The 24556-nt window shown below is 42.1% G+C and carries 9 protein-coding genes, 4 tRNA genes and 6 rRNA genes; 4 read left to right on the forward strand and 15 right to left on the reverse strand.

Features of this window, described 5'->3' with window-relative positions:
- Positions 1-52: 52 nt before the first annotated feature.
- From rrf (Q5W13_RS04540) to Q5W13_RS04610, 15 genes are all read right to left on the reverse strand, one after another.
- Positions 53-162, reverse strand: a 5S ribosomal RNA gene (gene rrf, locus Q5W13_RS04540).
- Between the two features lie 170 nt (positions 163-332).
- Positions 333-3166 (reverse strand): 23S ribosomal RNA (locus Q5W13_RS04545).
- A gap of 205 nt (positions 3167-3371) precedes the next feature.
- A tRNA-Ala gene (locus Q5W13_RS04550) sits at positions 3372-3445 on the reverse strand.
- Between the two features lie 139 nt (positions 3446-3584).
- Positions 3585-3643, reverse strand: a tRNA-Ile gene (locus Q5W13_RS04555).
- Between the two features lie 152 nt (positions 3644-3795).
- Positions 3796-5320: ribosomal RNA gene (locus tag Q5W13_RS04560) — 16S ribosomal RNA — on the reverse strand.
- A gap of 1883 nt (positions 5321-7203) precedes the next feature.
- Positions 7204-7313, reverse strand: a 5S ribosomal RNA gene (gene rrf / locus Q5W13_RS04565).
- 170 nt (positions 7314-7483) lie between these two features.
- Positions 7484-10320: ribosomal RNA gene (locus Q5W13_RS04570) — 23S ribosomal RNA — on the reverse strand.
- Between the two features lie 205 nt (positions 10321-10525).
- Positions 10526-10602, reverse strand: a tRNA-Ala gene (locus Q5W13_RS04575).
- Between the two features lie 138 nt (positions 10603-10740).
- Positions 10741-10799, reverse strand: a tRNA-Ile gene (locus Q5W13_RS04580).
- Between the two features lie 152 nt (positions 10800-10951).
- Positions 10952-12476: ribosomal RNA gene (locus Q5W13_RS04585) — 16S ribosomal RNA — on the reverse strand.
- The 16S, 23S and 5S rRNA genes sit together here with 4 tRNA genes alongside, the layout of an rRNA operon.
- A 687-nt stretch (positions 12477-13163) precedes the next feature.
- On the reverse strand, positions 13164-15164 hold the full coding sequence (locus tag Q5W13_RS04590; RefSeq protein WP_304445491.1) for a putative porin: 2001 nt from the start codon (positions 15162-15164) through the stop codon (positions 13164-13166).
- Positions 15165-15323: 159 nt separating this feature from the next.
- Positions 15324-16217 carry a hypothetical protein gene (locus Q5W13_RS04595; RefSeq protein ID WP_304445492.1) on the reverse strand — a complete coding sequence of 298 codons (894 nt, stop codon included), beginning with the start codon at positions 16215-16217 and terminating at the stop codon, positions 15324-15326.
- A complete protein-coding gene (locus Q5W13_RS04600; RefSeq protein WP_304445493.1) occupies positions 16150-16827 on the reverse strand; it encodes a RagB/SusD family nutrient uptake outer membrane protein in 678 nt (225 codons plus the stop codon). Before Q5W13_RS04600 ends, Q5W13_RS04595 begins: the two co-directional genes overlap by 68 nt.
- 10 nt (positions 16828-16837) lie before the next feature.
- A complete protein-coding gene (locus Q5W13_RS04605) occupies positions 16838-19813 on the reverse strand; it encodes a SusC/RagA family TonB-linked outer membrane protein (protein ID WP_304445494.1) in 2976 nt (991 codons plus the stop codon).
- Positions 19813-19947 carry a hypothetical protein gene (locus tag Q5W13_RS04610; RefSeq protein ID WP_304445495.1) on the reverse strand — a complete coding sequence of 45 codons (135 nt, stop codon included), beginning with the start codon at positions 19945-19947 and terminating at the stop codon, positions 19813-19815. Before Q5W13_RS04610 ends, Q5W13_RS04605 begins: the two co-directional genes overlap by 1 nt.
- Before the next feature lie 218 nt (positions 19948-20165).
- Between Q5W13_RS04610 and rnhB the strand changes: the two genes are divergently transcribed.
- The 4 genes from rnhB to Q5W13_RS04630 all read left to right on the forward strand — a co-directional run bounded on the left by rnhB (position 20166) and on the right by Q5W13_RS04630 (position 24461).
- On the forward strand, positions 20166-20762 hold the full coding sequence (gene rnhB, locus Q5W13_RS04615) for a ribonuclease HII (RefSeq protein WP_304445496.1): 597 nt from the start codon (positions 20166-20168) through the stop codon (positions 20760-20762).
- Positions 20763-20990: 228 nt separating this feature from the next.
- On the forward strand, positions 20991-22331 hold the full coding sequence (locus tag Q5W13_RS04620; RefSeq protein ID WP_304445497.1) for an OmpA family protein: 1341 nt from the start codon (positions 20991-20993) through the stop codon (positions 22329-22331).
- Between the two features lie 19 nt (positions 22332-22350).
- Positions 22351-23049 (forward strand): TapB family protein, encoded by a 699-nt coding sequence (locus tag Q5W13_RS04625; RefSeq protein WP_304445498.1) that lies wholly within the window; start codon positions 22351-22353, stop codon positions 23047-23049.
- A 71-nt stretch (positions 23050-23120) separates the two neighbouring features.
- On the forward strand, positions 23121-24461 hold the full coding sequence (locus Q5W13_RS04630) for a S8 family serine peptidase (RefSeq protein ID WP_304445499.1): 1341 nt from the start codon (positions 23121-23123) through the stop codon (positions 24459-24461).
- The last annotated feature ends 95 nt before the right edge of the window (positions 24462-24556 follow it).

The raw sequence follows: 24556 nt of genomic DNA on the forward strand, positions 1-24556 counted from the left end.
GGTCAAAAAAAAAAAAAGGTCCCGACCAGAATAAACTGATCGGGACCTCGAAGTAAGGCGGCTTCCTACTCTCCCACCTGTTGGCAGTACCATCGGCGCTAGCGGGCTTAACTTCCCTGTTCGGAATGGAAAGGGGTGGGCCCCGCCGCCATGGCCACCTAAATTTTAAATATCTTGATACTCTACCTTTTTGCTATCGCACGGTAAAAGTATGACATAATAATGGGACAGGTCCGAAGAAAAGAAAACATCGCTTCCTTTAAGTAAAAAGGACGAATTTTATAGAGAAAAGGTTGTCGCCCTCCCTTACCGAGGCAAGGAAGGGACTTATATTGCGCAAGCCGTACGGGCAATTAGTACTACTCGGCTACGGACATTACTGCCCTTGTACCTATAGCCTATCAACGTGGTAGTCTCCCACGGCCCTTTAAAGAAATCTCATCTTGCGGTTGGTTTCGCGCTTATATGCTTTCAGCGCTTATCCAATCCCGACATAGCTACCCGGCAATGCCTGGCGGGACAACCGGTGCACCAGCGGTCGGTCCGGCCCGGTCCTCTCGTACTAGGGCCAGGTCCGCTCGAATTTCTAACGCCCGCAGTAGATAGAGACCGAACTGTCTCACGACGTTCTGAACCCAGCTCGCGTGCCACTTTAATGGGCGAACAGCCCAACCCTTGGGACCTTCTCCAGCCACAGGATGTGACGAGCCGACATCGAGGTGCCAAACCCCCCGTCGATATGAGCTCTTGGGGGAGATCAGCCTGTTATCCCCGGCGTACCTTTTATCCTTTGAGCGATGGCCCTTCCATGCGGAACCACCGGATCACTATGCTCTTGTTTCCAACCTGTTCGACCTGTATGTCTCACAGTCAAGCGCCCTTGTGCCATTGCACTCTACGTACGATTGCCGACCGTACTGAGGGCACCTTTAGAAGCCTCCGTTACTCTTTTGGAGGCGACCACCCCAGTCAAACTACCCACCACGCACTGTTCCCTCTTGGAGGGTTAGGCCCCGGACAAGCAAAGGCTGGTATTTCAACGGTGACTCCAACACCTTACTGGCGGTGCGCCTTCAAAGTCTCCCAGCTATCCTACACATTGCTTGACCAAGGTCAATACGAAGCTATAGTAAAGGTGCACGGGGTCTTTTCGTCCCACTGCGGGTAACCGGCATCTTCACCGATACTACAATTTCACCGAGCTCATGGCCGAGACAGTGTCCAGATCGTTGCACCATTCGTGCAGGTCGGAACTTACCCGACAAGGAATTTCGCTACCTTAGGACCGTTATAGTTACGGCCGCCGTTTACTGGGGCTTCAGTTCAATGCTTCCTCCCGAAGGATTCACATCTCCCCTTAACCTTCCAGCACCGGGCAGGTGTCAGGCCCTATACTTCATCTCTCGATTTTGCAGAGCCCTGTGTTTTTGATAAACAGTCGCCTGGACCTCTTCACTGCGGCCCACAATAAATTGTGGGCGACCCTTCTCCCGAAGTTACGGGTCTATTTTGCCTAGTTCCTTAGCCATGAATCTCTCGAGCGCCTTAGAATACTCATCCCAACCACCTGTGTCGGTTTACGGTACGGGCCGCACATCTCGCTTTTCTTGGAAGTCGATACGCTGGATTATCACCTTGGCCGTAGCCTCGGTGTACTATCGCGGTGTTACCACTCGCTTCAACGTACAATTCCGTCTGTACGCACCAACTTCTCGCCTCCGTCGCTTTTAATGATGTGCGGGTAGCAGAATATTAACTGCTTGTCCATCCACTTCCCCCTTCGGGTCTGCGTTAGGTCCCGACTGACCCCCAGCTGATTAGCATAGCTGGGGAAACCTTGGTCTTTCGGCGTGCGGGTTTCTCGCCCGCATTATCGTTACTTATGCCTACATTTTCGTTTGTAGCTCCTCCAGCATCCCTCGCAGGTACACCTTCAACGGCACTACAATGCTCCCTACCCCTTACAGTAAACTGTAAAGCCATAGCTTCGGTAATATGCTTATGCCCGATCATTATCCATGCGGAACCGCTCGACCAGTGAGCTGTTACGCACTCTTTAAATGAATGGCTGCTTCCAAGCCAACATCCTGGCTGTCAATGCAGTTCCACCGCGTTTTTTCAACTTAGCATATATTTTGGGACCTTAGCTGATGGTCTGGGTTCTTTCCCTCTCGGACATGGACCTTAGCACCCATGCCCTCACTGCGCAGAAACGTTTTATAGCATTCGGAGTTTGTCAGGAATTGGTAGGCGGTGAAGCCCCCGCATCCAATCAGTAGCTCTACCTCTATAAAACTATCTACACGCTGCACCTAAATGCATTTCGGGGAGTACGAGCTATTTCCGAGCTTGATTGGCCTTTCACCCCTACCCACAGGTCATCCCAAGACTTTTCAACGTCAACGGGTTCGGTCCTCCACTATGTGTTACCACAGCTTCAACCTGCCCATGGGTAGATCGCACGGTTTCGCGTCTACTACTACTAACTATGGCGCCCTGTTCAGACTCGCTTTCGCTACGGCTCCGGACCTGAAGTCCTTAACCTTGCTAGTAAAAGTAACTCGTAGGCTCATTATGCAAAAGGCACGCCGTCACCCCGAAGGGCTCCGACCGCTTGTAAGCGTATGGTTTCAGGATCTTTTTCACTCCGTTGTTCACGGTTCTTTTCACCTTTCCCTCACGGTACTGGTTCACTATCGGTCTCTCAGGAGTATTTAGTCTTGGCGGATGGTCCCGCCGGTTTCACACAGGGTTTCACGTGCCCCGCGCTACTCAGGATACCGCTATCTTGCAGGTCTTTACCTATACCGGGCTATCACCGTCTTCGGCCAAGCTTTCCAACTTGTTCTAGTTCATTACTGTTCGAATGTCGCGGTCCTACAACCCCGCACATGCCGGAACATGTACGGTTTGGACTAATCCAGTTTCGCTCGCCGCTACTCCCGGAATCACTTTTGTTTTCTCCTCCTCCGGTTACTTAGATGTTTCAGTTCACCGGGTTTGCCTCCTTGCGGATAACATGTCTTCAACATGCTGGGTTGCCCCATTCGGATACCTGCGGATCATATCGTGTGTGCCGATCCCCGCAGCTTTTCGCAGCTTATCGCGTCCTTCATCGCCTCTGAGAGCCTAGGCATTCCCCATACGCCCTTATCTAGCTTGTCGCCAGACCTTTTATTCTATTCGTATTTCGTACTCTTTACTTAAAAAATTCGTGTTTTCTTCTTTTTCAGTATGTATATCCTAAAATATACATCCTGTCCCAATATGTCAATGAACTTGTGGCGAGTCACCACCGATAATCAAAAATTATCCCTGTGGCTCCTCGTGCAATACGTCGAGATAAATAAATATCCCTAGGCATTGCCTTATGGAGAATATCGGAGTCGAACCGATGACCTCCTGCGTGCAAGGCAGGCGCTCTAGCCAGCTGAGCTAATCCCCCGTTATTTCTTCAGTGTGCGTCGCACCGTTATAAGTTAACAGTCCTAACGGCTCACCATAACGTGTAACTCAACTTCCAAAATTTCCTTTTTTTATCTCTATGAACGTGCGCATCTAACAAAAGATGCAATTTGTAGTCTGAGCAGACTCGAACTGCCGACCTCTACATTATCAGTGTAGCGCTCTAACCAGCTGAGCTATGGGACTGTCCCTACCACTCTTAGTACTTCGTACCAAAAGAAGTATTATATATCATTAATGTGGAGACTTGCTTCTTTTAACTTACAGATTGATATCATTATATTAGAACGAGGTGTCGGGGCCTTCAAAATTCTTAGGTCGACGCTCTAGAAAGGAGGTGTTCCAGCCGCACCTTCCGGTACGGCTACCTTGTTACGACTTAGCCCTAGTTACCGATCTTGCCCTAGGCCGCTCCTTACGGTGACGGACTTCAGGCACTCCCAGCTTCCATGGCTTGACGGGCGGTGTGTACAAGGCCCGGGAACGTATTCACCGGATCATGGCTGATATCCGATTACTAGCGATTCCAGCTTCACGGGGTCGAGTTGCAGACCCCGATCCGAACTGTGACCGGTTTTGTGGATCCGCTCTGCGTTACCGCATGGCTTCCCGCTGTACCGGCCATTGTAGCACGTGTGTGGCCCAGGACGTAAGGGCCGTGATGATTTGACGTCGTCCCCACCTTCCTCACGGTTTGCACCGGCAGTCCCGTTAGAGTCCCCGACATGACTCGCTGGCAACTAACGGTAGGGGTTGCGCTCGTTATAGGACTTAACCTGACACCTCACGGCACGAGCTGACGACAACCATGCAGCACCTTGCAAATTGCCCGAAGGAAAAGGTATCTCTACCCCTGTCAAAATGCATTTAAGCCTGGTAAGGTTCCTCGCGTATCATCGAATTAAACCACATGCTCCACCGCTTGTGCGGGCCCCCGTCAATTCCTTTGAGTTTCATTCTTGCGAACGTACTCTACAGGTGGGATACTTATCACTTTCGCTTGGCCGCCCAGGTCTCAAGGACCCGGACAGCTAGTATCCATCGTTTACGGCGTGGACTACCAGGGTATCTAATCCTGTTCGCTCCCCACGCTTTCGTCCATCAGCGTCAGTATATAGTTAGTCACCTGCCTTCGCAATCGGTGTTCTATGTAATATCTATGCATTTCACCGCTACACTACATATTCCGGCAACTTCACTATAACTCAAGACCGACAGTATCAAAGGCAATTTTACAGTTGAGCTGCAAACTTTCACCACTGACTTATCGGCCCGCCTACGGACCCTTTAAACCCAATAATTCCGGATAACGCTCGGACCCTCCGTATTACCGCGGCTGCTGGCACGGAGTTAGCCGGTCCTTATTCTTACGGTACCGTCAGTAAGCTACACGTAGCTCTTTTTCTTCCCGTATAAAAGCAGTTTACTACCCATAGGGCATTCTTCCTGCACGCGGCATGGCTGGATCAGACTCTCGTCCATTGTCCAATATTCCTCACTGCTGCCTCCCGTAGGAGTCTGGTCCGTGTCTCAGTACCAGTGTGGGGGATCCCCCTCTCAGGGCCCCTACCCATCGCGGTCTTGGTGAGCCGTTACCTCGCCAACTAACTAATGGGACGCATACTCATCCCCTACCGTAACCTTTAACTATAAATACGATGCCGTAATATAGTACTATGTGGTCTTAATCCAAATTTCTCTGGGCTATCCCACAGTAGGGGGTAGATTGTATACGCGTTGCGCACCCGTGCGCCGGTCGTCAACATCTAGCAAGCTAGACTTGTTACCCCTCGACTTGCATGTGTTAGGCCTGCCGCTAGCGTTCATCCTGAGCCAGGATCAAACTCTTCATCGTTGTTTCATTATATATTATAAGTCTATCAACCTTAGGTTTTTCCCGGCCCCGACTCTCATCCTAAAACAAAAATCTTTCTGTATGTTGTTTTCGTAATTCTATCGGAACAAAAAAGTTTCCCTCTTTATCCCTTTTACGCTGTCTCCACAATATGTCAAATGAACTTCTATATTCCTGACCGGTCTCCCGGTAACGCCTGTTAAACATGTTACTGTTTGCCTAAGCGGCTGCAAATATACAACTGTTTTTTAAACCGGCAACTTTCTTTTGAAAAAAATCAAAATCTTTTTTCTCGGTGACAAAAACAATATCTTACAAGGAACGTTTACTCTTTATTAACCCTAACCTAACAAACATCTTCATACCTGTTTAGCGGGGTGCAAATGTAAGACCCTTTTTTAATTCAAACACAATTTTTTAAAAAAAAATTCGTTTTATTTTGTTCCGAACTCACAGAACACTGAGTATGAGACACGAACATATTCATGCTACTTTACTTTTTTGTAAGGGTATAGTCTAATAACTAGTCTCACGAGATTACCTTCACTTAACATTACTCTATCTAACCTCAATATTCCAATACAAATCTCATATAATTTAAGCCGTGCATTGTACTAAAGTTTATTCCTAAAGAACACAGATAACTTATTCTCCTCACTTAAATCAACTTATCAATACTATAAAATAATTGCTTGCTACTACCAATATCTCAATTTGAGTGAAAAACCGATATCGTTTTTTTTTCCGAACTAATAAAAAAATAAATCATTTTGATTACCAAATCTTCCTTATACAGATATATTAAACATACCTAGTTAAAATTTAAAAGAACTAAGAAGTAATTCCTACAATTATTTTAACTCCTAATAACCACATTAGAAATAATCTTAAATCAATAATGTTGAATATTGATTCTATTTTAATGCATAAATACAAATCAAGAACAACTCACATACATTCATCCCTAGATATTAATAATTAACACCAGAAAAAATAACTACATCTATATATTTTATTTCCATAACATCAATCAAGAAAAAAAAAAAAAGAAAAAAAGCATCAATTGAACTGCTGAATGTTTAGTGCAACAAACCCATCTTTTTCTACCAATTGAGAATAATATATTAAACAAACAGCTTAAACATAAAATGAAGGAGCCTATCTGAATAAAACTTACATAACTTTATTCGAAAAAAGTCCAGAGCTAACAATTTCGGCTGACAATAAATGATTCATTAAGAACAGGACCAATTATGTTATGCTCTAATTCAATAGATATAAGAGAAACCACTAAAAGAAAAGTTATTCTAGTTCTACATTATAATCTTATACAAAAACTTAATTTTTTAGAGAAGCCAAGAAGATGGATTAACCCACTTCCAATATAAATAAAGTAACTACTTTTTATCAAAAATTACATTCTACTAATTCAATAGAGAAAAATACATCATTAAAATAGTTTATTGATGTGTCCATAATTCCGATTAAACCTATTTGAGACCAAAATACTATTCATCTACTACCAATAAAAACATAGAGCCTATAAATCCAAGTATACTTATATACATTTTAAAATGACTATCTATTATGTAATGTAGAATTATCCTACTCCTCTAAGTTGTATAAGAAAATAATTCTTTCCCTCTTTATAGTTGATTCACAACGTAGTGTGCTGCTTTTTGGGGTATATAGCTGGTAATTATCCGGTGTAACCGAAGATGGATATCAATTGTACGAACCTTTCGGGCGTTCAAGAGATGCAGTCAAGCGGGTATGAACAAGAGTTTTCTTAGTAGTAGTAGTAGTAGTAGTAGTGGTAGTCGTGGATTATGGTCAAAAAAAAAAAAAGGTCCCGACCAGAATAAACTGATCGGGACCTCGAAGTAAGGCGGCTTCCTACTCTCCCACCTGTTGGCAGTACCATCGGCGCTAGCGGGCTTAACTTCCCTGTTCGGAATGGAAAGGGGTGGGCCCCGCCGCCATGGCCACCTAAATTTTAAATATCTTGATACTCTACCTTTTTGCTATCGCACGGTAAAAGTATGACATAATAATGGGACAGGTCCGAAGAAAAGAAAACATCGCTTCCTTTAAGTAAAAAGGACGAATTTTATAGAGAAAAGGTTGTCGCCCTCCCTTACCGAGGCAAGGAAGGGACTTATATTGCGCAAGCCGTACGGGCAATTAGTACTACTCGGCTACGGACATTACTGCCCTTGTACCTATAGCCTATCAACGTGGTAGTCTCCCACGGCCCTTTAAAGAAATCTCATCTTGCGGTTGGTTTCGCGCTTATATGCTTTCAGCGCTTATCCAATCCCGACATAGCTACCCGGCAATGCCTGGCGGGACAACCGGTGCACCAGCGGTCGGTCCGGCCCGGTCCTCTCGTACTAGGGCCAGGTCCGCTCGAATTTCTAACGCCCGCAGTAGATAGAGACCGAACTGTCTCACGACGTTCTGAACCCAGCTCGCGTGCCACTTTAATGGGCGAACAGCCCAACCCTTGGGACCTTCTCCAGCCACAGGATGTGACGAGCCGACATCGAGGTGCCAAACCCCCCGTCGATATGAGCTCTTGGGGGAGATCAGCCTGTTATCCCCGGCGTACCTTTTATCCTTTGAGCGATGGCCCTTCCATGCGGAACCACCGGATCACTATGCTCTTGTTTCCAACCTGTTCGACCTGTATGTCTCACAGTCAAGCGCCCTTGTGCCATTGCACTCTACGTACGATTGCCGACCGTACTGAGGGCACCTTTAGAAGCCTCCGTTACTCTTTTGGAGGCGACCACCCCAGTCAAACTACCCACCACGCACTGTTCCCTCTTGGAGGGTTAGGCCCCGGACAAGCAAAGGCTGGTATTTCAACGGTGACTCCAACACCTTACTTGGCGGTGCGCCTTCAAAGTCTCCCAGCTATCCTACACATTGCTTGACCAAGGTCAATACGAAGCTATAGTAAAGGTGCACGGGGTCTTTTCGTCCCACTGCGGGTAACCGGCATCTTCACCGATACTACAATTTCACCGAGCTCATGGCCGAGACAGTGTCCAGATCGTTGCACCATTCGTGCAGGTCGGAACTTACCCGACAAGGAATTTCGCTACCTTAGGACCGTTATAGTTACGGCCGCCGTTTACTGGGGCTTCAGTTCAATGCTTCCTCCCGAAGGATTCACATCTCCCCTTAACCTTCCAGCACCGGGCAGGTGTCAGGCCCTATACTTCATCTCTCGATTTTGCAGAGCCCTGTGTTTTTGATAAACAGTCGCCTGGACCTCTTCACTGCGGCCCACAATAAATTGTGGGCGACCCTTCTCCCGAAGTTACGGGTCTATTTTGCCTAGTTCCTTAGCCATGAATCTCTCGAGCGCCTTAGAATACTCATCCCAACCACCTGTGTCGGTTTACGGTACGGGCCGCACATCTCGCTTTTCTTGGAAGTCGATACGCTGGATTATCACCTTGGCCGTAGCCTCGGTGTACTATCGCGGTGTTACCACTCGCTTCAACGTACAATTCCGTCTGTACGCACCAACTTCTCGCCTCCGTCGCTTTTAATGATGTGCGGGTAGCAGAATATTAACTGCTTGTCCATCCACTTCCCCCTTCGGGTCTGCGTTAGGTCCCGACTGACCCCCAGCTGATTAGCATAGCTGGGGAAACCTTGGTCTTTCGGCGTGCGGGTTTCTCGCCCGCATTATCGTTACTTATGCCTACATTTTCGTTTGTAGCTCCTCCAGCATCCCTCGCAGGTACACCTTCAACGGCACTACAATGCTCCCCTACCCCTTACAGTAAACTGTAAAGCCATAGCTTCGGTAATATGCTTATGCCCGATCATTATCCATGCGGAACCGCTCGACCAGTGAGCTGTTACGCACTCTTTAAATGAATGGCTGCTTCCAAGCCAACATCCTTGGCTGTCAATGCAGTTCCACCGCGTTTTTTCAACTTAGCATATATTTTGGGACCTTAGCTGATGGTCTGGGTTCTTTCCCTCTCGGACATGGACCTTAGCACCCATGCCCTCACTGCGCAGAAACGTTTTATAGCATTCGGAGTTTGTCAGGAATTGGTAGGCGGTGAAGCCCCCGCATCCAATCAGTAGCTCTACCTCTATAAAACTATCTACACGCTGCACCTAAATGCATTTCGGGGAGTACGAGCTATTTCCGAGCTTGATTGGCCTTTCACCCCTACCCACAGGTCATCCCAAGACTTTTCAACGTCAACGGGTTCGGTCCTCCACTATGTGTTACCACAGCTTCAACCTGCCCATGGGTAGATCGCACGGTTTCGCGTCTACTACTACTAACTATGGCGCCCTGTTCAGACTCGCTTTCGCTACGGCTCCGGACCTGAAGTCCTTAACCTTGCTAGTAAAAGTAACTCGTAGGCTCATTATGCAAAAGGCACGCCGTCACCCCGAAGGGCTCCGACCGCTTGTAAGCGTATGGTTTCAGGATCTTTTTCACTCCGTTGTTCACGGTTCTTTTCACCTTTCCCTCACGGTACTGGTTCACTATCGGTCTCTCAGGAGTATTTAGTCTTGGCGGATGGTCCCGCCGGTTTCACACAGGGTTTCACGTGCCCCGCGCTACTCAGGATACCGCTATCTTGCAGGTCTTTACCTATACCGGGCTATCACCGTCTTCGGCCAAGCTTTCCAACTTGTTCTAGTTCATTACTGTTCGAATGTCGCGGTCCTACAACCCCGCACATGCCGGAACATGTACGGTTTGGACTAATCCAGTTTCGCTCGCCGCTACTCCCGGAATCACTTTTGTTTTCTCCTCCTCCGGTTACTTAGATGTTTCAGTTCACCGGGTTTGCCTCCTTGCGGATAACATGTCTTCAACATGCTGGGTTGCCCCATTCGGATACCTGCGGATCATATCGTGTGTGCCGATCCCCGCAGCTTTTCGCAGCTTATCGCGTCCTTCATCGCCTCTGAGAGCCTAGGCATTCCCCATACGCCCTTATCTAGCTTGTCGCCAGACCTTTTATTCTATTCGTATTTCGTACTCTTTACTTAAAAAATTCGTGTTTTCTTCTTTTTCAGTATGTATATCCTAAAATATACATCCTGTCCCAATATGTCAATGAACTTGTGGCGAGTCACCACCGATAATCAAAAATTATCCCTGTGGCTCCTCATGTAATACGTCGCGATAAATTAATATCCCTAAACATTACCTTATGGTGGAGAATATCGGAGTCGAACCGATGACCTCCTGCGTGCAAGGCAGGCGCTCTAGCCAGCTGAGCTAATCCCCCGTTATTTCTTCAGTGTGCGTCGCACCGTTATAAGTTAACAGTCCTAACGGCTCACCATAACGTGTAACTCAACTTCCAAAATTTCCTTTTTTATATCTATGAACGTGCGCATCTAACAAAAGATGCAATTTGTAGTCTGAGCAGACTCGAACTGCCGACCTCTACATTATCAGTGTAGCGCTCTAACCAGCTGAGCTATGGGACTGTCCCTACCACTCTTAGTACTTCGTACCAAAAGAAGTATTATATATCATTAATGTGGAGACTTGCTTCTTTTAACTTACAGATCGATATCATTATATTAGAACGAGGTGTCGGGGCCTTCAAAATTCTTAGGTCGACGCTCTAGAAAGGAGGTGTTCCAGCCGCACCTTCCGGTACGGCTACCTTGTTACGACTTAGCCCTAGTTACCGATCTTGCCCTAGGCCGCTCCTTACGGTGACGGACTTCAGGCACTCCCAGCTTCCATGGCTTGACGGGCGGTGTGTACAAGGCCCGGGAACGTATTCACCGGATCATGGCTGATATCCGATTACTAGCGATTCCAGCTTCACGGGGTCGAGTTGCAGACCCCGATCCGAACTGTGACCGGTTTTGTGGATCCGCTCTGCGTTACCGCATGGCTTCCCGCTGTACCGGCCATTGTAGCACGTGTGTGGCCCAGGACGTAAGGGCCGTGATGATTTGACGTCGTCCCCACCTTCCTCACGGTTTGCACCGGCAGTCCCGTTAGAGTCCCCGACATGACTCGCTGGCAACTAACGGTAGGGGTTGCGCTCGTTATAGGACTTAACCTGACACCTCACGGCACGAGCTGACGACAACCATGCAGCACCTTGCAAATTGCCCGAAGGAAAAGGTATCTCTACCCCTGTCAAAATGCATTTAAGCCTGGTAAGGTTCCTCGCGTATCATCGAATTAAACCACATGCTCCACCGCTTGTGCGGGCCCCCGTCAATTCCTTTGAGTTTCATTCTTGCGAACGTACTCCACAGGTGGGATACTTATCACTTTCGCTTGGCCGCCCAGGTCTCAAGGACCCGGACAGCTAGTATCCATCGTTTACGGCGTGGACTACCAGGGTATCTAATCCTGTTCGCTCCCCACGCTTTCGTCCATCAGCGTCAGTATATAGTTAGTCACCTGCCTTCGCAATCGGTGTTCTATGTAATATCTATGCATTTCACCGCTACACTACATATTCCGGCAACTTCACTATAACTCAAGACCGACAGTATCAAAGGCAATTTTACAGTTGAGCTGCAAACTTTCACCACTGACTTATCGGCCCGCCTACGGACCCTTTAAACCCAATAATTCCGGATAACGCTCGGACCCTCCGTATTACCGCGGCTGCTGGCACGGAGTTAGCCGGTCCTTATTCTTACGGTACCGTCAGTAAGCTACACGTAGCTCTTTTTCTTCCCGTATAAAAGCAGTTTACTACCCATAGGGCATTCTTCCTGCACGCGGCATGGCTGGATCAGACTCTCGTCCATTGTCCAATATTCCTCACTGCTGCCTCCCGTAGGAGTCTGGTCCGTGTCTCAGTACCAGTGTGGGGGATCCCCCTCTCAGGGCCCCTACCCATCGCGGTCTTGGTGAGCCGTTACCTCGCCAACTAACTAATGGGACGCATACTCATCCCCTACCGTAACCTTTAACTATAAATACGATGCCGTAATATAGTACTATGTGGTCTTAATCCAAATTTCTCTGGGCTATCCCACAGTAGGGGGTAGATTGTATACGCGTTGCGCACCCGTGCGCCGGTCGTCAACATCTAGCAAGCTAGACTTGTTACCCCTCGACTTGCATGTGTTAGGCCTGCCGCTAGCGTTCATCCTGAGCCAGGATCAAACTCTTCATCGTTGTTTCATTATATATTATAAGTCTATCAACCTTAGATGGTTCTTCCCGGCCCCGACTCTCATCCTAAAATAAAAATCTTTCTGTATGTTGTTTTCGTAATTCTATCGGAACAAAAAAGTTTCCCTTTTCGTCCCTTTTACGCTGTCTCCACAATATGTCAAATGAACTTCTATATTCCCGACCGGTCTCCCGGCCTTCGCCTGTCAAACATGTTACTGTTTGCCTAAGCGGCTGCAAATATACAACTGTTTTTTAAACCGGCAACTTTCTTTTGAAAAAAATCAAAATCTTTTTTCTCGGCAACAAAAACAATATCTTACAAGGAACGTTTACTCTTTCTTAATACCTACTTAACAAACATCTTCATACCTGTTTAGCGGGGTGCAAATGTAAGACCCTTTTTTAATTCAAACACAATTTTTTAAAAAAAATTTCGTTTTATTTTGTTCCGAACTCACAGAACACTGAGTATGAGACACGAACATATTCCTGCTACTATACTTTATTTTGAGACTCAACAACTTCACCAACCCTTACACCACTTAACGTTTACATAATATCCGCTTTGCATCACTCCGCACACTATTGGCTAAACCTAACTATAAAGGATATTTTATTACATGAGACCTCTTATAAACCGTAGGAAGTAGTTCAATATCTTAAAAAAGCTACAAGGAGAATCAAACTTTAAGAAAAGAAGTTCCACACTAGCCCAAATCGTATTACAAAATCGCGATATGGATAGTTAGGTGCAGAGTAATATGTAGGTTCACTATTAAACAAAGAATTAAAATGCTCTGCTTTTAGATAGATTCTTGTCTGTTGAATCTTTGCATTTATGAAGAAATCCAACATAGGGAAGTTGCCCAACTTCTGATCGTTCTGCAAATAGAACTCGCCCAACAGCGAATTGTAGGCATCCATATTATATGCCGTGAAATATTTAAGGGTTACCCCTGTCTGCAAAAACATGGCTTTCTTAAAAACATCGGAAGAGAAGTACAACGTATTTCTAGTTACCAGTTCAGGTACATTAAGTACCTGATTGGCTTGCGATACATTTTGATACATAACCGTATTGTTCAATGCAAACGAACCAAGTTTAAATTCTTTACTGTATTTAATTTTGGTATGATTAAGCACATTGTTCTCCTGCAGCGGGCGTATGGTAGCATTTTCCATTCCGTCTTCAATGGTTTGGGATGGGTCCTCTCCAAAGTAACTGTAATTATCTACGGTGGAATAGCTCACCATAAGGTTACCCCATAACTCAGATTCAAGATCAAGACGCAATCCATAGACTTGTTCCTTTTCAAAATTATCAATATTTAACCAATTGTAATTTTCGTAATCACTTTGATATAACAAGAAATTAAAGTTTGGCATTTTTGATGAGCCAAAAGCAGATACTGTTACCTTATGCTTATCATTTAACTCATATGATGCAGAAGCGTTCATTTGGTTACCTCCAAGTTCCCCAGACAGATTATACTTTGCCATTGCTTTCAATTGAAAACCTTTTATACGTTTCTCATACTCGGCTCCAACAGCTATTTCTTCGCCCTTTAATCTACTTGGTATTGTTACTCCCTCATCATTTATTAATATACTATTGAAAAAGTAATTGTAGTTATAAAGCGAGATATTACCCTGAAGTCTACCTAGCGTTGCATTATAAAATTCTGCATTGACTTGATTGTACATTGTTTTTAAACTGGCCTTATCTACAATTGGCGAAACCAGATTATCTCCATAATACTCATTGGGCGTAGTTTGGTTAAAAGCGTAGTACTTGGTTTCATAGTTAAACTGATGACCTATACCTAGTGAAGTTTTTTCTTGACTACTAGAATCTTGCTCCTTTCTTAACAACTTATATAAATGATCAAAATAGTAACGCTTGCCTAAAATCCTACTAGACGCGTCACTAAAGCGGACATCGATCTTTACCCTATCGCTAAAATTATCATCACCAGATTCAAATTGGAGCTCATCATTTAAAAGCCCACCGTTTTCTTCATTATCAATATCTTGAGCAGCTATGTGTCCGCGCAAGCTATATCTGTTGTTCTTTGTTACATAATTGGTGGTAGCCCTAAAATTCCCAGATTCTCTTTGGTTATACTGGTATTTACCCAAAGAGCGAAAACCTTTATAGGCTAAAGAGAAATTGAGTCTTTTTGAAGTATTGAACGCCAAACTAGCATCTAACAATTGGCCTTCTTCTAAAGTGGTCTTAAAAAACAGATCGGACATAGGTGTAGCTACATTATAGTACTTTATGTCTTCCTTTTCAAAATAGCTAGTATGAAGTGCGCTTGCCCCCAGTCCCGGATATAGGTCATTTGAGTAGAAGTCAACTCCTAACTTATTATATGGTTTGCCTATATTGGCAAAAGGCATGAGTTCAAAATCATCCTTTCTTAAGTAGTTGTATTTATATTCTTTTTGAATGGTGAGTGTGGTATCCAAAAAGACAGTATCTCTGGCAAAAGTGATAATCTTATAATCCTCTATAGTAAGAGGTTCAAGTTCGGGTTCCTCTTCTTTCTCTTTTGGACCCAACCTTCTAGGCATGCTACGAACGGCCGAAGTATCTATATCTCTTTTAGGAGGAATAGAATCTTCTTGCGCGAAGACTTGAATACATGAAAAATGCAATAAAAAAATCAGGAGAAAATATTTCATTGAAGCTAGTTACAGCGGTAAAGTTAATTTTTTTAGTTCGTAATTAAATGTGAAAACTTTTTAAGTTGTAAAATAGAAGTCTAAAAGTATACTTTTTTTTAAAAGAAAAAAGCCGTCATACAATATGACGGCCTTTCCTAGCAAAATTCAAATAAAATTTTAGTATACCAAATCAATATTTCTCCAGTCATTTGCTCCGGAAGCTGTACCTGGCTCACCAGCAGCTGCAGGTCCTCCAAAAGTATAAATAGGATCTTGCGTAATCTCAAGTTCTGACGCAGGCACAGGATACATCGTAGGTGAACCCGCCTGCAACATATCATGCCTTCTCATAAACCACCATTCTATACAAATTCCTGATGCAAGATCAAGTTCTATAGATACCTCATAAAGCAATGCATTTAAAACGTTAGGACCTGCTACGGTTGTAGCTTGGTTACCTTTAGCCATACGAGGGGAAGCATCTAGCGCAGCTGCTGCCGCTCCAAAATCTCCTAAACGATAGTAACATTCAGCTATTATATAATCTATCTCTGCTTTAGCAAAAATGTTCGTAGGTAGTCCAGTAGAATTCTGATCATTGTCATTAAAAAACTTAATAGTTTGGTAACTGGAAAACAGGTATCTGCCACGAGAAGCTCTTAAGAATCCAAATTCTTCTCCGACATATTTATAGTATTCAGCAAGTCTTGGGTCATCCGTTACTGCTTCACCTAAAATAATGTTTTCATCTTCAGGATAATCCGTATCATAAGTAGGATCAAAAAGGTGTAAAATCTTTAAATCCGTTGGCATATAACCGGCAACACCTAAATCAAACAAAGACCAATCTTGGAAATTATTAAAAAACACATCTTCTTCCGCTAATGGGCTAAAATCAGAAGTAAGTCCGTTTTCAGCATATGCCAAAATAGCATTATAATCAAGACCTTGTGCTTCAGCATCACTTCTAGGCAAACCGATAGAGAGACGTGCTAAATAGCTATTAGCCAATTCTAAAAATGTTGGACCATCTAACACCTCTCCTCGCAAATATGCTGTACTGAAACCCATCAAAAGAACTTGCCATCTGAATACCAATTTCAATATTCTGAACCGCAGCGGCAAAAACATCTTGATACGCAGAAAACTCTAATGCACCTGGATCAGTATCCGGATTAACAATATAAGCCTTATCGTATATCAAAGCCAAATAACCTTGAGCAACACCTTTATCAAAATAGGCCGCGGCCAATTCTTGCTGTGTAAGGTCACTATCTCCAACCATCACCTGATTACCATCATTCTCAATATTGCCTATTACTATATTGGCATTGTTAATAACAGAGTTAAAACTGTCCCATGGGCCACCCGCTTGAGTCGGAAGATCATCATTAGCTGTAGAATTGATAATTTGTCTTCTAGGTTGATCACAAAAACCCCAAAAACCATAAGCAGCATTGGTTGTTGAAAATTGATCTGCTAACCCTCTAAAGTAAATACCTTGAAACTCAATTTGATTATCAAATAATGCTGAGTGATTAGATATGTTAAAGTTCTGAAAATCCGGTCCATTCGCCAATACTCTCTGCGTATCAGCCTCATTGGAATTACTTATGTTGAATTCCTCTTGTGTACATGACAGTATTGTCATGGCCATCACAAAATAAATTATTTTTTTCATGTTTATTTTTTTAAAAAGTTATCTGTACCGCAGCGGCAAATGTTCTAAAGTTTGGAAAAGAAAACTCATCCAATTTAAAGATTGGGCTTCCGCTTAAGGCAACTTCTGGATCATAACCCGTATAGTCTGTGAATGTGTGCAAGTTTCTACCTGATAAAGTGAATTTGATAGCGTCAATAGGAATTTTAGGCCCCAATATGTCATCATCTAAAGTATACGATAATGAGATTTCACGAATCTTCACAAAAGTTGCATCTTCAACAAAGTAGTCAATAGGAGCGGCCCCGTTGTATATGGTTGAACTAGCATTAGCATAAGAAGATTGCTGACCCGCAGCTCCGTATGTATCCAAATCTGCATGTCTATCATTAAAATACAAGTATTGTCTTGTATAATTATACACATCTCCACCAATTTGAGCATCTATAAGTGTGTAAAGACTTAAATTCTTATAGGTAAGCGTATTTTTGAAACCCATATTAAAATCAGGATTAGTATCTCCTATTAGGTCTACCGCTAACTGATTAGTTTCTGGATTCCACTTTCTAATTGCTTGTTCTCCGCCGGCATTCACAAGACCAGCCTTATGGTCTTCATTAGACGTTACAATAACATGACCAAATTCATTTACCGAGAAATCCGATATTGGCAGATTAAGCCCTTCATTAATTACTACGCCATTTTCAACCGTTAAATCATCTAAAGACGATGCCAATTGATTTCCGAACATTGCCCCAAATGGCTGTCCTGGCTCAACTCTAAAAACGTTTACAGCTGGATCCGCATCTAGTTGTTGGTTACTGCTTCCAGCACCAAAACCTTGAATAACTCTATTAAAAGGAGCTACCGAACCTAAATCATCAATTGTATTTTCAACTGTTGAGAATGTGATTCCAAAATCCCACGTAAAGTCTTCCGTTTCAAATGGAGTACCATTAAAAGCAACTTCATACGCTTCATACGAAGTATCTGCTATGTTTTGAACTTGCACTCTACCAGGTACTGCACCAGATAAGGGAACTGTTATTAACGCATCTTCCGTATTTGAATTAGCATAAGTAAATGCCAATGTATACTTATTTAAGACTTGTAAATCCAGACCTACTTCCAATTCCTTAATTGTAGGCGATTGCAAATCTGGATTACCAATTTGTAATGGTGTAATACCTGTCTGGCTAACTGAAAAAGTTTCGAAAATATCTCCAAAACTAGGTCTAAGTCCAGCTGTACCATAAGACGCTCTAAACTTCAATTCATCCAACCATTCCGCATCAATATCCTCGCCTAAACGATAAGCAAAAGATCCTCTGTAGAAAATTTGATCACGATTGTCTTCACCAAAAAGAGAACTTCTATCTGATCTTACAAGTCCCCCAATGATTAACTTTTCTTTCCAGTCAAAATCTGCGGATAGAAATACGTTTTGTGTCTTTTCTTCAAATTCAGCTGAGTTTATACTAATGTTCTCAGTACCTTGTTGTAAATTAGTAACTCCTTCCGTCAAGAAATTAGAACTCTGTGCAGTTTTAAAAGAACCTTCAAAATCTTCAAATAAATATCGTAAAGAAGATTTAAAATTGAAATCTCCAAAACTTGTATTGTAATTTAATTGGGCATATGAATTAACACGTGCATAATCACTATCGATATTTAAGATAAAGCCGTTGTTTGTATTAGGATCAAATTGAGATCCGGATACGTATCCTTTTGGAAAAAAGTTAACAAATTCACTACGTCCTCTATCTGTAGATAAATGAGTTTCCAAAACTAAGTTATCAGTAATGCTATACTTACCTGTAATGGAGGATACTAATCTGGTATTTTCATTATCGAACTTTTGATTTGAAGCCACATACAATGGATTTTGATATTCATTGATAAATCCATTTCCGTCAAAGAAAGGAATATAGTTTCCACTTGCATCCCTTTGGTCTAGTCTTACCGTAGGATTAGCTGTCAACAAGTTAAAAAATACATTGTCTCCTTGTCCTGCCTGTGTTACTTCTGCTCCTGTTTGTCTCACCAAATAGTTGGTTAACTCTAACTTAAATTTGCTACTCAAATTAACATCCAAATTTAAACGAGCATTTTGTCTTTTAAATGGATCAAGACCTGTAATAATACCCTGTACCTCTGTTTGTTCAGCAGAAATATAATAATTAACCTTATCTAAATTTTGAGAAACGCCTACACTAATTTGACTGTAAGGCTGAGAGCTTATAAACTCGTCTACATTATTTATAAGTTCTCCCGGATAGGGGTTATCAAAAATTCCATCTGAATCGGCGACTATAGAACCACTGCTAACATCAAAATTGCCATTAGCATCTAAAAGTCTATCATGATTCTTTGCCAATGGATAATCTCTTTGAGTATTAGAGAAACCATTTTCAAAACGCAGTGTTACTTTTGGCTTGTCGGTCGTACCTCGTTTGGTAATAACTTGTATAACGCCGTTACCTGCTAATGATCCATAAAGAGAAGAAGCTGCTGCTCCTTTAACAACCTCTATAGTTTCAATATCCTGTGTGCTTATTTGATTAAGACCACCTTGGGTTATAATACCATCTACAATTATTAAAGGCGCTGTACTTCCTTCTATAGAACTGGCACCTCGTAATATAATCGCTGAATTACGCAGAGGATTCCCTCCACCCTGAACAATCTGAGCTCCTGCTACTTTCCCAATCAATGCGGAAGCGGCATCGGGAGTTGGAACGTTTTGAGTTCCGGTTACCGGAACTGTCTCTACCTTAAACGCCAATTTCTTTTTTGAAGTACCTTGAGCAACACCCGTCAAAACCACTTCGTCTAAAGCTTGGGCACTATATTGCATCTCAACATTTATTGTATTAGCGGAGCCAACTTCTCTTTTTACCGTTTTTTGACCAATATAACTATATCTCAAGCTTTGCCCCTCCTCCGCACTGATAATATAATTACCATCAAAATCAGTTTGAGTTCCATTGGTGGTACCTATTACCACTACGGAAACACCTTAAGCAACGGAAGACCATCTTCATCGGTCACATTTCCGGAAATTGATTTTTCCTGGGCAAAAGAATAGCCTGATAATAATACCAAAAAAGGCACTAAAATCCATTTAAATTTTCGTTTCATGTATATGTTTTTGTGAATTAGTTTAAACAAAAAACATAAAAAATTGTTAATAATCCAAATTATACGATAAATTTTGTTTATAAAATGTTAATTTTACACTTATTTTGTTAAAAAAATATCAATTAGAATTTAGCTATTATTTTTAAAAAAAAGCATTTCTCTATTGTAATTTGTAATAAGTAATTATACTTTAAAGCCCTGTTATTTTCAGTTGAAGAATGTTATTAGAGAAATACAAATTTGAAAACGAAGCCGGAACCGATGAAGCAGGAAGAGGTTGCCTAGCTGGACCTGTAACCGCTGCCGCCGTTATATTGCCGAAAGGTTTTACCAATAGCATATTAAATGACTCGAAACTTCTATCTCACCGAAAGCGCGATTTACTGAGACCTATCATAGAGTCTGAATGTACGGCCTATGGTGTGGCCCAAATATTTCCTGAAAAAATTGATGAAATCAATATTTTAAATGCCTCTATTTTAGCCATGCACAAGGCTATTGAAAAACTAAAAACAACCCCAAAATTTATTATTGTAGACGGTAACCGGTTCAAGCCTTTTAAAGATATTCCACATGAATGTATTATAAAAGGTGACGGAAAATATATGAACATTGCCGCAGCATCCGTTTTGGCAAAGACATATAGAGATGCGTATATGGATGTGCTTCACGAAGAATACCCCATGTACAACTGGAAAAAAAACAAAGGCTACCCTACCAAAGAACATCGTGAAGCCATCAGAAAATATGGTATAACTAAATACCACCGGATGAGTTTCCGTTTACTGCCCAATCAACTTGGAAAAGACTTCTAATTTTTTTCTTACATCCTGTAACTGAACTAATTTCTCCATCCACATAGTTTTTAATACCATTCACACAGTTTTCATACCCAACGAATACAAGTCTTTATTATAAAAAGGCCATTTCGTTTAGTTTTGATGTTAACCTTTTAAGGGGGTTATACACTAATACTTAGAAGAATGTCAATTTTTCAATCCTTGACATACACCTTAATTATTGTATTACTAAACATCAAGTACATGAAAACCTTAGGACACTTACTTAAATTAATCTTACCTGTGGTATGCATCCTGTTTACTTGCCAAACCGGCAATGCCCAAATTTTACAAAAATTAGGAAAAGTTGCAGAAAGAGCAGCAGAAAGAACAGTTGAGCGTAGGGTAGAAAAAGAGACCTCAGAAAAAACAGATCAAGCACTAGATAGTATTTTAGAACCTGGAAAAGGGAAAAAGAAGAAAAAGAGACCAGCCCAGCAGAACGATACTACTGATGAAAATGATTTTCCTGAAACGGATGAACAAAACAGTTCCAATACCTCACAAACATCTAATGAAACAACGCCACAATCTATAAAGGTCTATAGTAAGTTTGATTTTGTACCAGGTGATACACCAATTTTCGTTGATGACTTTTCTAATGATTTTATTGGGGATTTTCCATCCCGGTGGAATTCCAACGGAAGTGGAGAACTCGTAACCTTAGAAGAGCATCCCAATAAATGGCTAAAAATACTACCAGGATTTAAAACCGCTTACATTCCTGATGTCACGAATTTACCGGATGAATTTACTTTAGAGTTTGATGTTGTTGCAACTGGATTGGATAATAAAACCTCTTCTCAGTCTTACTTGGGTATAGTCGTGAGTGATAACAACACCTTTAAAAAAGGCGCTAACCTAGGCCTTGTAGAATATTCTTTCTGCCAATTTATAGAACGTGGTGTTGTGGTTGAAAACAACATCGCATCAAAACGGGTGATTAGAAATGAAGTAGGTGCTGATATCCGTAATGTAGTAAACCAAAAGCACCATGTCTCCATAGCAGTGAACAAAGAGCGTTTTAGATTATGGATAAACGAAAACAAACTCATTGATGTCCCAAGGTTACTACCTTCTAATGTACAGATGCAAGGCATAAAATTAACGCTGCGAGGTACGGACACAGAAAAGGAGTCTGTACTTATAGGTAATATAAAAATCGCTAAAGGAGGGGTTGACTTAAGGAGACAATTACTAGCTGACGGAAAAATATCCACAAACGGTATTTTATTCGATAGCGGTTCGGACAACATTCAGCCGCAGTCTATGGGAATTATCCGACAGATATATCAAGTACTCCAGCAAGACAAAGCAATACAGCTAAAAATTGTTGGTCATACTGATGCTGATGGTGATGATACCAAAAACATGAAATTATCTCAAGACAGAGCCGAAGCGGTGAAAAATGCTTTAGTCTCTATATATAATGTATCATCAGAAAGATTATCTACCAACGGCAAAGGAGAAACAGAACCTGTTGGCGATAATTCATCAGCGGACGGCAAGGCTCAAAACCGACGCGTAGAATTTATTAAAGCATAAAAAATCTAAAATGGACACAATGAAAAACCCTCTACTCTCTACGTTATTATTTCTACTATGTATAGGTTTTGCTTTTGGGCAAGACAGTTGCAGTAAATTCTATCCTCTAAAGGAAGGAAGTACTTTTCAATATACCAATTACGACAAAAAAGGCAAATCTGATGGTACCGTAAACTATACCGTATCTGATGTTCGTTCCGAAGGCTCTGCTTCCGTAGCTACTTTTGACATGAAGCTTACAGACAAGAAAGGAAAAGAAATATTTGAAACCAACTATTCCTTTAGCTGCGAAGACGGGTTGGTCAAAATTGACTACCAATCGCTTTTTCCATCCCAAATGATGCAACAATATTCAGAAATGGGTTTGGAAATGGATATTTCCGGTACAGATATAGAACTGCCCAATAACCTAAGTGAAGGTCAAGAATTGAACGATGCCAATGTTACAGTATCTATGAGCATGTCTGGCATTAATATGAATGTCTCAGTTGATCAAACCAATAGGAAAGTAGAGAAAAAAGAAAGTGTAACCACATCTGCAGGCACTTTTGACTGTTATTTAATTACCGAAGATAACACCACTAAAACTATGGGCGCGACCATTAAAATGAAATCGAAACTATGGCTTGCAGAAGGTATTGGCATGATAAAACAGGAGTCTTACAAAGACAACGGCAACCTAATCAGTAAATCTGAACTTAGTGCTTATAATGAATAAAATTATCTATTAACCTTTACCCAAGCTAGAACATTAATTTAAAACAATAATCAACCTTAATACCCTCAATTATGAAAACGAAAATTACGCTACTATTAATAGCCGGACTTATATTAACTTCTTGCACAAAATGGCACTATGGGCACGGTGAAGATAATGATGACCCTAAAGATGAAACAATATACAACGACACCTATGTTAGTGAGGGTGGTGAAGCAAATGATGGTGCTAAAATCATACCTTCCCGTAACAAATTGATTGTTCGATTAGACCCCAATCTGTCCCAAGAAAAACTAAAATATTGGTTGAAGTATCTAGAAATTCAAGACACCATAGGTTGTAGTTGTGGAGACGTTACCATAAAACAATGGACTGTTGATACATCAAAAATAGATATTGAAGCTGCTAGGCGTAGACTCCAAGATGATAGCTCTGGAGAAGCGGGTTTAGAAGGTGAAATAGGTTTTGATATTCAGTTAGACCCGATTCCTGATTTTAGACAACTTGACGAACAAGTAGATCCAAAAGAGTTTACTAATCCTTCTGAAACTGCATCCGTTAATATTGCAGTATTAGATACAGGTATTGACCTCTCACGTGATTTGACACCTTTTAGCGGGCAATATTTGTTCAACTCTCTTGCCTATAGCAATTGTTACCCAACTTCTAGTGGATGGAACTTTGTAAACAACAGTCCCAATATTACCGATGGACAGGGTCATGGTACTTATGTAACTAAGATTATCAGAGATATTCTAGACAACTCTGTACCTCAAATAGACTACCGTATACTCCCGCTTAAAGTTTTTGACGATAACGGTAGAGGATCATATTGGAATATAGTTTGTGCAATGGCATATATTAAAAATATCAATAAAAACGACGGAAATATTCATATAATAAATACCAGTTTTGGTGGTAAGCAGACTCAAGAAATACTGCAGAAACAAACTGTACTAAAAAGACTTATTAATGAATTAAGTGATAAATCATTAGTAATCTCATCTGCAGGAAATAAAGGCGAGAATACGGATGATTCCTTAGATGGTCATTTTTTATCCTCCTACGATTCTGAAAACATTTTAGCAGTTGGGGGGTATTTTAATGATACCATAGCCAAGAAAATAATTTTGCATCCCAAATCTAATTACGGGGTCAAAAGTATAGATGTAGCCCTAGAATTTGGCAACTATTCAGTTGTTCTAAATACACTGGACCCTAATTCAAAAGACCGAGCAGGCCTAGAAGGAACTTCGTATTCTACGGCGGCCATGACAGGTCTAGCCGGTGAACTTTTCATAAAAGCATCTAGGCCTGACGTAACGGTTCTAAAAGAAGGCATTCTGAATCTAGCTAAGTCTGAAAGTGGACTTAATAGCAGTATTCTAGATGCTAATGCCATAATTAGATAATAAAAAATATCTATTAGGGCTCTCTAAAATAGAGGTAATGCTCATGTTATAAACACATGGGCATTATTTCTTTCGTAGTGATACAAAATCTTAGC

This window comes from Zobellia laminariae (assembly GCF_030553095.1).
Lineage (GTDB): Bacteria > Bacteroidota > Bacteroidia > Flavobacteriales > Flavobacteriaceae > Zobellia > Zobellia laminariae.

Excerpts from the sequence above, each read along its gene's own strand:
- Q5W13_RS04590 (WP_304445491.1), bottom strand. The coding sequence starts at position 15,164 with ATGAAATATTTTCTCCTGATTTTTTTATTGCATTTTTCATGTATTCAA.
- Q5W13_RS04595 (WP_304445492.1), bottom strand. The coding sequence starts at position 16,217 with ATGGGTTTCAGTACAGCATATTTGCGAGGAGAGGTGTTAGATGGTCCA.
- Q5W13_RS04600 (WP_304445493.1), bottom strand. The coding sequence starts at position 16,827 with ATGAAAAAAATAATTTATTTTGTGATGGCCATGACAATACTGTCATGT.
- Q5W13_RS04610 (WP_304445495.1), bottom strand. The coding sequence starts at position 19,947 with ATGAAACGAAAATTTAAATGGATTTTAGTGCCTTTTTTGGTATTATTA.
- rnhB (WP_304445496.1), top strand. The coding sequence starts at position 20,166 with ATGTTATTAGAGAAATACAAATTTGAAAACGAAGCCGGAACCGATGAA.
- Q5W13_RS04620 (WP_304445497.1), top strand. The coding sequence starts at position 20,991 with ATGAAAACCTTAGGACACTTACTTAAATTAATCTTACCTGTGGTATGC.
- Q5W13_RS04625 (WP_304445498.1), top strand. The coding sequence starts at position 22,351 with ATGAAAAACCCTCTACTCTCTACGTTATTATTTCTACTATGTATAGGT.
- Q5W13_RS04630 (WP_304445499.1), top strand. The coding sequence starts at position 23,121 with ATGAAAACGAAAATTACGCTACTATTAATAGCCGGACTTATATTAACT.